This window comes from Bacillus sp. 2CMS4F, from assembly GCF_023161785.1.
Taxonomy (GTDB): Bacteria; Bacillota; Bacilli; order Bacillales; family Bacillaceae; genus Bacillus; species Bacillus halotolerans.
Genome location: NZ_JALNTO010000003.1, coordinates 177322 through 189383 on the forward strand (window position 1 = coordinate 177322; position 12062 = coordinate 189383).

A 12062-nucleotide genomic window follows, 5' to 3' on the forward strand; every position below is an offset into this window, starting at 1 on the left:
AGGTCATCAATCGCAAAGAAGGACGGAGTTTCCAGAAATCTGGGTAAAACCGTGAGAAAAGAACCGATTTTTTTGGCTGCATGATGTCAATCCATTCAAAAAGATCCAATTCTCAAAGACAAAAGACTCCCCTTTCCTAAAACCATTTGAGGAGGAAAAATGAATGTTTCAGAAAAAAACGTACGCTGTTTTCCTTGTTCTCCTGCTGATGCTGTTTACAGCTGCTTGTTCCGGAAGTAAAACAAGCGCGGAGAAGAAAAATTCAGAAACAGAAAAAAGCGCAGATATAGCTCAAGTTAAGATCAAAGATGTCTCTTATACACTTCCGTCTCAGTATGATAAGTCAACTTCAGATGATCAGCTCGTGTTAAAGGTAAATGTCGCTGTGAAAAACACAGGGAAAGAACCGCTTAATGTAGACAATATGGATTTCACTTTGTACCAGGGTGATACCAAAATGTCTGACACAGATCCTGAAGACTATAACGAAAAGCTGCAGGGCAGCACGATTAACACTGACAAATCTGTTGAAGGAAATCTTTTCTTCGTTGTAGATAAAGGCGAAAAATACGAGCTGAATTATACGCCGGAATCTTACGGTGATAAGAAGCCAAAATCAGTTACATTCAACATTGATGGAAAAGACAAAAAAATCCTTGCGACAGCAGATCAGCTCCAAGACTCTGCGAAAGCTTTATCGGCATATATAGATGTCCTTCTTTTCGGTAAAGATAACAAAGATTTCGAAAAAATCACCGGCGCTAACAAAAATGAGATTGTAAACGACTTTAACGAGTCAGCAAAAGACGGCTATCTCTCAGCTTCAGGCCTTTCAAGCACATATGCGGACAGCAAAGCGCTTGATAATATCGTGAACGGTATTAAAGCGGGATTAAGCAAAAACTCATCGATTCAAGCGAAAACTACTTCAATCTCAAAAGATGAAGCCATTGTAGAAGCTACAATTAAACCAGTCGACGCTTCTTCTCTCTCCGACCGCATCGAGGACAGAATGAAAGACTACTACAGCAAGAATTCAGGTGCGAGCTATGAAGATGCTGTAAAATATGCGCTTCAAGTCTATCCAGAAGAGTTCAAAAAGCTTGGCCCGGCTTCAAGTGAAAAAACGGTTGAAGTGAAAATGAAGAAAAATGACATCGATCAGTGGCAGCTTGATATGGACGATTACAGAGCAGCAGAATTAGTTGAAGCATTCATTAAAGAATAAACATCAAAAGGAAATAGCCCTGTGGCTATTTCCTTTTTTATTTAAAAATCCTGCTGATGAAATCTGCTTCATCATCCGTCAGTTCAACATCTAAGGTTTTCAGGTTAGCCTTCAGCTGTTCCGGGCGCTTAGCACCTGGAATGATGGCGTCTACAGCCGGTCTCGTTAACAGCCAAGCCAAGGCGACATGAGCCGTTTCCGCATTCTTTTCCTCAGCTGCCGCTTTGAGCTTGTCCACTTTTTTCAGGTTTTGAATAAAGGTGTCTCCCTGGAATTGCGGCTTGTCCTTTCGAGTGTCGTCAAAGGTATCATCTTTTGTAAACTTTCCGGTCAGCAGCCCGGATGCGAGCGGGAAGTACGGAATAAAGGAAATCCCGTGTTTTTCACAGTATGGGAGCAGCTCCTTCTCAGCCTCACGCTGAATTAAAGAGTATTCTGACTGAAAGACCTCCAAGTAGCCGTCCGCATTAAATTCCTGCAATTGCTGATAATTGAGATTCGAAGCCCCGATCGCTTTGATTTTCCCTTCATCCTTCAGTTCCTTCAGCGTGCCCGCGACTTCCGCAAGAGGTGTCTTGCCATCCGGAAAATGAACATAATACAGATCGATGTAATCTGTCTTCAGCCGCTTCAGGCTCTTTTCCACCTCGCCGCGAAGAAAATCCTTGCTGTTATCAAATTCAATGCTGCCGTTTACTTCTTTATGGGCTCCTTTAGAGGCGATAATGAGCTGGTCCCGGACACCGCGTTCCTGAACAACCTCACCGATTAATTCTTCGGATCGCCCCAATCCATATATAAAGGAGGTATCGATAAAGTTCACGCCGCCGTCCAATGCCGTGCGAACCAAGTCCTTGCCAGTTTCATCATTCAGATTCGGAAACAGATTATGCCCGCCGACCGCATTTGCGCCGAATCCGATCCGTTTCACCTGTAAATTCGTTTGCCCAAGTGCACGTGTTTGATCCATTGTCCCTTCTCCTTCCGAAATGATTTGATGAAAAATAGCGCAGGTTCCACTTTCTGTATTAGATATCCTTTTTCTATTTTCCTTCTTTTTTCAGCATACACAAAAAGGAGAAAGTGTATTTCTCCTTTTGCAAGTTTATTTTGGCAGAACCCATTTGTCTTTTAAGAAGCAGGCTCTGGCCAGTAAAAAGAAAATGACGATGAGCACGACGATGGTTCCGCACGTGTATAGAATGGCAGCCGGATTTATCATCCCGAATAACAGCTGTTTAAATAAGGCGTGCAGGTTTAAGAATGGGATGAAAAAGTAGGATAGATCGATTTGATTCGGCGCCTTATTGAAGATGAAAAACATCGGGAATATAGGGAGAAAGACGACAAGAGACATATAGCTCTGCGCTTCTTTTACCGTGCCGGAAATGATGCTGATCATAAGCTCCATTGCGGCGATCAGCATTGCAGAAAGCACGATGATCAAGGCTGACGCTCCGATAATGACCCATAAATGATCTCCCAGCTGAAAGGCTGTTCTTAACTTTTCCGTAAATAAGACGGTGCACAGAATCAGAAAGATCAGTGACAATACGCCAGAGGCTATCCCGAAGGTAGAAACCGCAAGCCACTTGCCGACTAACACTTTGTTTCTGCTGACCGGGGTTAACAGCAGCGCTTCTATGGATTTCCGGTCCTTTTCTCCGGCAATAATATCTAAAGCAATCGGCATGGCACCTGAAACGATTGATGTTAAAAGCAGCATCGGAAGAATGGCGGAAAGCATGATCGCGGAAACGCCTTGCTCTTCATCTGCTTCTTTTTGCTGAACCGAAAACGGCTGGATCACCGAGTGGTCAATATGTTTACTCGTTAAACGTTCTTGCACAATTTCATTTTTGTACTGCTCTAAGGCAGATTGCACAAGCTGCATAGCATTTGATGAACCTTGATCGACCGAGCTGCCGTAAACGTCAACCTCAAAAGATGTCATACTGGTGATATAAGAATCAAACTCTTTCGGGACATTCAGATACACATCCGCTTTGCCGTCATCGACCGCCTGTTCAGGTTTTGCGAATGTCTTTACACTGATTTCGTCAATCGCATTCAGCTTATGTTCCAGCTCAGACGGCAGGGACTGGCCGACAGCGATCGTATACTGCTCCCCTTTGTCCGACAGCATGCTTTCGTAGAAAAACACAAGGCCCAGCATCGTAATCATCGGAACCAAGATCGTCAGTAAAATTGTTTTTCTGTCCCGTAATGCGTCGATCATCTCTTTTTTATAAATCTGTCCTACCATTTATGAAATCCCCCTGACCAGCTTAGACATAAAGATGTAGTTCAAATCGTCGCTGCGTTCGCTCTCGTATAGTGTTTCAAGTGCTCCTCTGTAAATGACCTCTCCGCTGTGCATCATAATGACACTGTCACAGAGCGCCTGTACCTCCTCCATAATGTGGCTGGAGAACAGGATGGTTTTGTGTTCTCTTTTCAGCTGCTGAATAAATTCACGGAAGATATTGCTTGACGTAATATCTAGTCCTGTCGTCGGCTCGTCAAATAAAATGATATCCGGATCGTGAATCAGCGCCCTGGCAATGGCGACTTTCTGCCTCATTCCTTTTGAAAACCCGCCCACTCTCCGGTCCATATAATCACGCATGCCGAACCGTTTTGATAAATCTTCAATTCTCGCTTTGATTTCGTGGCGGTTCAGCCCGTACAGCCGACCAAAGTACTGTAAATTTTCTTTTGCAGTCATCCGGTCATAGAGTCCTGTTTCTCCTCCGAATAAGACGCCGATTCGTTTCTTGACCTCCGCCGGCTGCTTGGCCGTGTCAAAGCCGTCTACTGCGATCGTGCCCTGTGTCGGTTCAAGCAGGGTCGCGATCATTCTCAGCATCGTTGTTTTGCCGGCTCCGTTTTCTCCGAGAATGCCGACGACTTCTCCTTTTTGAATCGTTAAGCTTACATCACGCACAGCTTTGACTACTTTTTTCTTATCTGTAAACCTGCGGCTGCAATCCGTCAGTGTAATCATGTCACAATCTCCCTTTTCGTTATTTCTAGTAATGACTATATACGAAAAGCTGGATTTGTTGGATAAAGTTGTCGCGAAGAGTTCTTTTTATGTCGCGAAATGGGATAAAATAAAGATGATTCTATTTAACTAGGGGAATGATAATGGTAAAAGTCGGACTAGTCGATGATTATCGAGTAGATTTAGAGAAGCTGGAAGCAATCGTGTCCAGAATGCAGGATGTCGAAATTGTCTTTGCCACCGATTCGGCGGAGGAAGCTTACAGCCGGGTGAAGAACGGGGACATTGATCTTCTGCTTGCCGATATTGAGATGCCTCACATGTCAGGCTACGAGCTGGCGGATTTAATCAGATCTCATTCGCTGGATGTGGATGTGATGTTCGTCACCGGCAACAGCGGCTATGCGGTTCACGCATTTGACCTGAACGTCCACGACTATATTATGAAGCCGTACCACGCCGATCGTCTCAGCTCTTCCTTCGAACGTTATTTCAAAAAGAAAACGGAAACGAGCTTGAACGGGCGGATTTTGATTAAACAAAAATCTAAAATGCATGTGCTGCAAAAGAAGGATATCATTTTCGCCGAACGCACAGGACGGTCGACGACGATTGTGACAACAGCTGAAGAAGTGCAAACGTATCAAACATTAAACGATATTAAAGGCGATCTGCCGGAGAAGGATTTTCTTCGTTCGCACCGCTCCTTTATTATCAACATTCATTACATTAAGCATTTTTCCGCTTATACGAAGCATTCGTTTACGGTTTCGTTCGAGGGAACATCTAAAAAAGCGATGATTACCAAGCAGCAGCTTGATTATTTTCAAAACTATTATTTTTGAGGAGCGCAGGTTGTGATAACTCTGTTTCAATGTCTTTATTTGTTTTTATTCAGTTTCCTATTTTATCAGTCGGCTGCCATTCTATCGCACAGCACAGCCATTTCTTGGCTCGCCGCTGCTTTAGGCGCGGCGGCAGCGGTTTTATACATATGGAAAACGAAGCCTCTGCGGGATCGCTGTCCGCTTCAGCTCTATTCATGTATCGCCGTGATTCACATTCTGTCGGCGGCGTTTTTGCTGATCGCCCCCTCTGGATTGGCGCTGCTGCTTGTGATTGTGATATTCGCAACGTGTGAATGGCTCCGCATCGGGCTGTGCCGCTCGCTGACAAAGCTTTTTGAACAAATTGATCGGCTGACTCAGGCTGAACAGCACGCCAATCGAATGCTGATGGATGTGAGGAGCCGGAATCACGATACAATGAAGCATATCACAGCGCTCAGCTCGGCGCAGTCAGATCCGGACACACAAACATACATAAAACATTGGGCGGGCCAGTACAGTCAATATGACCGGTTTTTGAAAGGAGAGAGTGCGTACATTGCAGGGGTGCTGTATGACTTTCTGGAAAAAGCAAACGCTTCGAATGTGAACGTTTCACTGCATTTGCATACACCGCTTTCTTCCCTCCCTTTCTCTCCCGCTGATCAGGTCAGCCTGGCCGGCAACATATTAGAAAATGCGCTAGACAGCGCTGCAGAGGCCCCTGAGAAAGCGGAGATCAAGCTGGAGACATCACTGCGAAGCGGACTTTATGTGCTGATTTGTGAAAATACGACACCCGGCATGGAACCGAAAGTGCTCGATACACTGTATCAGTCATTCGGCCATACGACGAAAAGCGGCACTCATGAAGGAATCGGCACTTATGTGATCCAAAAGCTGGTGAACCAAGCTTTTGGCAAGCTTGATTTCACATATCGCCATCCTGTCTTCCGATTAGAAATCAAAATTCCGTTCCAAAAATAAAAAACCTTGAAAAGCTTGGCTTTTCAAGGTTTTTGGTTCGTCATTAAGATGTTAAAGATTGTGCAAAGCGATCCGCTTCATCTTGCAGCGTGCTTTCAATTTCTTTGTAGCGGCTTGAAATCGTTGATGCGCTTACGCCGTATTTTTTCGCCAGTTTGGCTTGGGAAACGGTTGCGCCGTTAAGAGAGATTGCATTTACATAATATTCAACTGCCGCCGCAAAAGCTTCCGGCTTTCTGATGACAGGTGATTTTTTCTCGCAGAACGATTTCCAAATGTCAATGACTGCCGGAATCAGCTCATTCGGATATTCATCTCCGCTCATGCCTTTTTCGATCGCCGCGGCTGTTTCTTTCTCCATGTCATTTGCCCACTCAACGCTGCTTTCTTGAACAGGCTCCGCTTGCTGCGGCTGTTCATCTTTTTCAGCTAACAGCGCGAAAAGTACGTTGTTGAACTCCTGCTTCATGAAGTCCTCCGGCGTTTTGCCGTTTTTCACTGCAGCATCCGCATATGTTTTCACCTTGCTGATCAGCTCTTCCGTTCTCTTCACTGGGAAGATTGTGAACTGCATGAAGAATTCCGCTTTTTCCGCTTCGTGAATCGGATAGCCGAGAATCAAGCTTCCCACTGGAGGGAGGTCTTGACTTGTGACGTCCATTTCCACGTCGAATTGTTTTTTCGTAATGACATCTTCAAAATGAATAACTGCTTCTTTCATATCCTTCAGCAGCAATAAAGCAGGCGTCATGCTCTTCCAAGATTCAACGATCTCACGTGTTTTCGGGCGGGTGATCGTATCGCCTTTTTTCTGAAGGTACTCTTCAAAGATCGTTTTGTCACCAGCGAGCGGGTGGAAGAAGATTCCCCATATTCCTAAATTAAACACACTGATGTCCTTTGTCTGCCTGTCCATAGTAGAAAGAAAATCATGCTGGTTGATAAAACCTGAAATGCTTTCTCTATGTACTGTGAAGGCATACTCCACTAAGTCTTCCTGAATTTGTTTTGCTTCTTTTGCCGCTAATTCTGTCGGGAAGTCGACAACTTTATTTCCGCAGCATTTTTTATATTTCTTACCGCTGCCGCATGGGCAAGGGGCATTTCTTTTCACTTTTCCCACAATAAACCCTCCGAATTCTGTTGTAACTTTTCTATTTTAACAAAAATAACTTCTGAGGGCTTGGTTTCGGGCTAAAAAAGAATTTGGTAATGTGACAGCCTGGTTCATTATGTAAATTTACCTATGGCTTTTTCATCAACTTTTGTGATGTAAGACTTATAACCTATTCCCACTTTAGGCCCTTCTTTTTTACAATTGTTAGGTATTTATCTAAAATTTTTAAGGAAGTGTTTATGTTGGAACTAGCTGGTTTTATGCTGCGCGCCTGCGCTCTTGTGCTTGACGTGATCATTGCGGCCGCAGTGATTTTAGCATCCGGATTTATGTTTGGCGACGGGTCCGCTGGCGTCATTGCTGTCGCCATATTGATGCTGCTTGTGTATCCTTTGCTGATGCCGCTGACAAATTGGAAGGGTACGCTGGGCAAAAAAATCATCGGGCTGCAAATCGTGAGAGATGAAACACACGAGAAAATCTCCCTCCCACAGGCCATTGTCCGTTACATGATAGCGTGGGTGCATGTGTTTTCCCGCCTTATTTATTTGACAGCTGCATTTACAAAGAAAAAACAAGCCGTTCATGATATGGCTGCGAAAACAATTGTGCTGAAAGCAGAATAACCTTGAAGAATCGGATTCTTCAAGGTTATGTTTCTCATTAGTTCGTATTTTGTCCGCCACCGTTCAGCCCTTCTTTAATCAGGCTGTTGACTTGGCTGCTGTACAGAAGGCCGATATGTCCGACACCGTTGATACGAACATTTTTTGCCCCTTCTAAGTTAGACAGATAGTTCATAACAATCAAATCCGCCGAGCTGTAAATGGACGTATATAAAATCTTTTGATTTGGGTCCGTTCCCGGAAGAGCCTTGTTTGAAACGAGACGGTTCGCGCCGCCAAGCGTTACGACGTTTTCAATTTTATTACCGCCGTCCAGTTTTTTTATGTAATAAAGCGTGTTGGCGCCCCCCATGCTGTGAGCGACAATGTCCACTTTTTTCGCACCTGTTTCATCTAATACCTTTTGCACAAAACGTGATAATACTGGGCCGTTGTTTAAGTTATTGCCTGTCTTGTCCCAAAAATCTACAGCATACAGCTTGTCCCGTGACCAGCCTTGTGATGCCAAATAAGTTTTAATACCGGCAAAGTTAAAAGAAGCTCCGCCAATTCCGTGAACCATCACCACCGGATTATGTTCAGCGGCTTTCGCTGACGGCTGCATCGCAAACATGGATGTAACTGACAGCGCAACAATTGTTACAAGTGCAATGAACTTACTTCTTAAAAGTTTCATAATTTCCTCCTTTTTTTGTAACAAATTCTTAAATTATATTACTTTGCCAATTTAATTAAGTAAAGGGTAAATTTGACTTATTTTTGAAGAAATTTTAAGGTTGAGAGAACATTTCAGCTGTTTATGATCCCGAAAATGCAAAAAAAGAAGGCTTTTCCGCCTTCTTCTCTTTAATATTCATTAAAATAGTCTTGGATTTTTTTGGGATCATCTGTTTTGGTGAGCGCGAGCATTAACAATATCCGGGCTTTTTGCGGATTTAAGGAGTTTGATGCCAGAAGGCCGTTTTTCACATAGTCGCCGTTCGGTGTGACGACACCATTTCCCGTACGGGTTGAGCGAACCACTGTAATGCCTTTTTTGACCGCCCTGACTGCTCCTTTTTCGGCTGCGTCAGATAAAGATCCGTTGCCTGATCCTGCGAAGACTATGCCTTTTGCTCCGGCTTTCACAGCCGCATCAAACAGATAGCTTCCGTCATTTTGGTAGCCGTACAGAATGTCTACTTGCGGCAGTTTATCAAGGCCGGAAATCGAGAACTCGGTATCCTTTGTATGCTTGTGTGTCATTTCATTATGAAAATAAATGTCATCGGCAATCGTTCCGACGTATCCCATTTCTTCTGATTTAAAGGTGTCTGTTGCGGTTGTGTTGGTTTTTGTAACGTACCGTGCTGAAGCAATGCGGTCATTGAGAACGACGAGCGTCCCTTTCCCTTTTGCGTCAGGTGCGCCTGCCACTTTAACTGCGTTGTACAAGTTGGACGGGCCGTCAGCACTGATGGCTGTAGACGGCCTCATCGAACCGGCAACAACAACCGGTTTGTCACTTTTTACAATGAGGTTCAGAAAATAAGCCGTTTCTTCTAATGTATCTGTTCCGTGAGTCACGACAATACCGTCAACATCTTCTGAAGAAAGCAGTTTGTTGACTCGTTTTCCGAGCTTCAGCAATGTTTTGTTATCAATGTTTGTGCTTCCGACGTTAACCACTTGCTCGCCGCTGACATTCGCAATGTCTTTCATCTCTGGCACCGCTTCGATCAGAGACTCAACGCCGACGACACCTGCTTTGTATTCAGTTGTAGAGGTTTTTGATTTATCGGCTCCGGCAATCGTACCTCCTGTCGCCAGTATTTTGATATTTGGAAGATCATTTTTTTTGGAAGCAGAAGCTGAAGAAACTTTTTGTGTCTGCGGTTTTTCTTTTGGGGATTCTTTTGCTTCAGGAGATTGTGAGCATCCGGTAAAAGCAAGCAATAGTACGGTAAAAAGGGTCAGTAAGAGGAATCGTTGTGTTTTCATGTTTTTCTCTCCTTTTGTATGGTAACGTCTTTACGTCTTTTAATAATTGAATATTTCATTTATTCAGTCAAAACGTGCGTCAGGTTATCTCTCAGCTTTTTTATATGCTTATTTTATTTTCTTATACAAGTTTCTTTATCTTGACAATCTATGGGGGAATCAAGATAATAGACCAGTCACTATATTTTATGATCGCAATCAGTAAGGTGGGAATGTTATGAGCTATGGAGATTCTCGTGAGAAAATCCTTTCTGCAGCTACCCGGCTTTTTCAGCTGCAGGGGTATTACGGCACGGGACTGAACCAGATTATTAAAGAAAGCGGTGCACCTAAAGGCTCTCTTTACTACCACTTTCCCGGCGGTAAAGAACAGCTGGCAATTGAAGCCGTGAATGAAATGAAGGAATACATCCGACAGAAAATCACAGATTGCATGGACGTGAGCACTGATCCCGCAGAAGGCATTCAAGCCTTTCTGAAGGAGCTCTCCTGTCAATTCTCATGCACAGAGGACATCGAAGGCCTGCCCGTCGGCTTGCTTGCGGCAGAGACATCATTAAAAAGCGAGCCTTTGCGAAAAGCCTGTGATGAAGCCTACAAAGCGTGGTCCCTTGTGTTTGAGGAAAAATTGCTGCTGTCGGGTTACAGCGAGAGCCATGCCAAGGAATCAAGCATCATCATTAACGCGATGATTGAAGGCGGCATTCTTTTATCATTAACGGCAAAAGACAGCACACCGCTTCTTCATATCTCCAGCCGCATTCCCGCTCTGTTGAAGAAATAAAAAAAGAGACATACTACTACAAGCTGAGTGAATACATTCAGATGAACGAGAGGAGAAATAGATTTGGAAACAGCAGCTAAAGCATCTCAGCAATATAAAGTGATGCCAATTATGATATCTTTGCTGACGGCCGGTTTTATCGGCATGTTCAGTGAAACAGCGCTGAATATCGCGTTAACCGATCTTATGAAGGAATTGAACATTACAGCAGCAACCGTTCAATGGTTAACAACAGGCTATTTGCTTGTGCTCGGTATTCTTGTTCCTGTTTCAGGTCTGCTATTGCAGTGGTTTACAACTAGACAGCTTTTTACTGTGTCACTGATTTTTTCAATCATAGGCACCCTGATTGCGGCGCTTGCGCCTAGCTTCTCATTTTTATTAGCGGCGAGAATCGTTCAGGCACTTGGAACAGGACTCTTATTACCGCTCATGTTTAATACGATTTTGGTGATTTTCCCGCCCCATAAACGGGGAGCGGCCATGGGAACAATCGGACTTGTCATTATGTTTGCGCCGGCAATCGGCCCTACATTTTCCGGGTTGGTTCTTGAGCACCTTAACTGGCACTGGATTTTCTGGATCTCTCTTCCGTTCCTTGTGCTTGCGCTCATTTTCGGTATCCTGTACATGCAAAATGTGTCGGATATCACAAAACCGAAAATTGATGTCCTGTCTATTATTCTGTCGACGATCGGCTTCGGCGGCATTGTGTTTGGATTCAGCAACGCGGGTGAAGGCTCTGGCGGATGGTCCAGCCCGACGGTGATCGTTTCACTTATTGTCGGTGTTATCGTCCTTATTCTATTTTCAATCCGTCAGCTGACGATGAAGCAGCCGATGATGAACCTGCGTGCATTCAGATACCCGATGTTTATTTTGGGCGTCATTATGGTCTTTATTTGCATGATGGTCATCCTTTCATCCATGCTGCTTCTGCCGATGTATCTGCAAGGCGGCTTAGTCTTAACAGCATTTGCCTCAGGACTTATTCTCTTGCCGGGCGGTATTTTAAACGGATTTATGTCACCTGTCACAGGCCGTCTGTTTGATAAATACGGACCGAAGTGGCTTGTTATTCCGGGATTTTTGATTGTGACTATTGTTCTGTGGCTCTTCTCAAATCTCACGACAGCTTCAACAGCAGTGCTGATTATCGTGTTGCATACCTGCTTGATGATTGGGATCTCCATGATTATGATGCCTGCTCAGACAAACGGTTTAAACCAGCTTCCGCGTGAGTTTTATCCGGACGGCACTGCCATTATGAACACACTTCAGCAAATGGCGGGCGCGATCGGGACAGCTGTTGCGGTCAGCATCATGGCTGCCGGTCAGCATGACTACATGAGCAGCGTAAAAAATCCAGCCGATCCGGCAGTCATTCCGCAAGCATTGACAGCTGGCGTTCAGCATGCATTTGTCTTTGCGATGATTGTTGCGATTATCGGTTTAATTGCCGCTTTCTTTTTAAAGCGAGTAAAGGTTGATCATCAATAAGAAAAC

The 12062-nt window shown here is 44.4% G+C and carries 12 protein-coding genes and 1 pseudogene; 7 read left to right on the plus strand and 6 right to left on the minus strand.

What is annotated here, in order from left to right:
* Window positions 1-9 precede the first annotated feature (9 nt).
* Together MTN95_RS07600 and MTN95_RS07605 are read left to right on the plus strand one after the other, a co-directional pair.
* A pseudogene (locus MTN95_RS07600) lies at window positions 10-140 on the plus strand (hypothetical protein).
* Window positions 141-163: 23 nt separating this feature from the next.
* Window positions 164-1228 (plus strand): DUF4352 domain-containing protein, encoded by a 1065-nt coding sequence (locus tag MTN95_RS07605; protein WP_105955398.1) that lies wholly within the window; start codon window positions 164-166, stop codon window positions 1226-1228.
* 37 nt (window positions 1229-1265) lie between these two features.
* Here MTN95_RS07605 and MTN95_RS07610 read toward each other — a convergent pair whose 3' ends face one another.
* The 3 genes from MTN95_RS07610 to natA form a co-directional block, all read right to left on the minus strand.
* Complete coding sequence (locus MTN95_RS07610; RefSeq protein WP_248337573.1) at window positions 1266-2198, minus strand: aldo/keto reductase; 933 nt, start codon at window positions 2196-2198, stop codon at window positions 1266-1268.
* A 135-nt stretch (window positions 2199-2333) separates the two neighbouring features.
* Entirely contained in the window at window positions 2334-3494 is a 1161-nt protein-coding gene (locus MTN95_RS07615; protein ID WP_105955400.1) for an ABC transporter permease, read from the minus strand.
* The gene (gene natA / locus MTN95_RS07620) at window positions 3495-4235 is read right to left on the minus strand and encodes a sodium ABC transporter ATP-binding protein NatA (protein WP_059292022.1); all 741 of its coding nucleotides are present in this window, start codon (window positions 4233-4235) and stop codon (window positions 3495-3497) included.
* Window positions 4236-4378: 143 nt separating this feature from the next.
* Between natA and natR the strand changes: the two genes are divergently transcribed.
* Together natR and natK are read left to right on the plus strand one after the other, a co-directional pair.
* Window positions 4379-5080 carry a two-component system response regulator NatR gene (gene natR, locus MTN95_RS07625; RefSeq protein WP_059292023.1) on the plus strand — a complete coding sequence of 234 codons (702 nt, stop codon included), beginning with the start codon at window positions 4379-4381 and terminating at the stop codon, window positions 5078-5080.
* A 12-nt stretch (window positions 5081-5092) separates the two neighbouring features.
* Complete coding sequence (gene natK / locus MTN95_RS07630; protein ID WP_248337575.1) at window positions 5093-6049, plus strand: two-component system sensor histidine kinase NatK; 957 nt, start codon at window positions 5093-5095, stop codon at window positions 6047-6049.
* A 43-nt stretch (window positions 6050-6092) separates the two neighbouring features.
* Here the strand turns inward: natK and MTN95_RS07635 are convergent, their stop codons facing one another.
* On the minus strand, window positions 6093-7172 hold the full coding sequence (locus MTN95_RS07635) for a helix-turn-helix domain-containing protein (RefSeq protein ID WP_248337577.1): 1080 nt from the start codon (window positions 7170-7172) through the stop codon (window positions 6093-6095).
* A 236-nt stretch (window positions 7173-7408) separates the two neighbouring features.
* Between MTN95_RS07635 and MTN95_RS07640 the strand changes: the two genes are divergently transcribed.
* Window positions 7409-7792 carry an RDD family protein gene (locus tag MTN95_RS07640; protein WP_059292102.1) on the plus strand — a complete coding sequence of 128 codons (384 nt, stop codon included), beginning with the start codon at window positions 7409-7411 and terminating at the stop codon, window positions 7790-7792.
* A 37-nt stretch (window positions 7793-7829) separates the two neighbouring features.
* Here the strand turns inward: MTN95_RS07640 and estA are convergent, their stop codons facing one another.
* Window positions 7830-8468 carry a lipase EstA gene (gene estA, locus MTN95_RS07645; RefSeq protein WP_059292026.1) on the minus strand — a complete coding sequence of 213 codons (639 nt, stop codon included), beginning with the start codon at window positions 8466-8468 and terminating at the stop codon, window positions 7830-7832.
* Window positions 8469-8638: 170 nt separating this feature from the next.
* A complete protein-coding gene (locus MTN95_RS07650; protein WP_248337579.1) occupies window positions 8639-9772 on the minus strand; it encodes a type II asparaginase in 1134 nt (377 codons plus the stop codon).
* Between the two features lie 217 nt (window positions 9773-9989).
* Here MTN95_RS07650 and lmrA point away from each other — a divergent pair, with 217 nt between their 5' ends.
* Together lmrA and lmr(B) are read left to right on the plus strand one after the other, a co-directional pair.
* Window positions 9990-10556: a transcriptional regulator LmrA gene (gene lmrA / locus MTN95_RS07655; protein WP_248337581.1), complete on the plus strand. Its 567-nt coding sequence runs from the start codon at window positions 9990-9992 to the stop codon at window positions 10554-10556.
* A 57-nt stretch (window positions 10557-10613) separates the two neighbouring features.
* Complete coding sequence (gene lmr(B) / locus MTN95_RS07660; protein ID WP_248337708.1) at window positions 10614-12056, plus strand: lincomycin efflux MFS transporter Lmr(B); 1443 nt, start codon at window positions 10614-10616, stop codon at window positions 12054-12056.
* The last annotated feature ends 6 nt before the right edge of the window (window positions 12057-12062 follow it).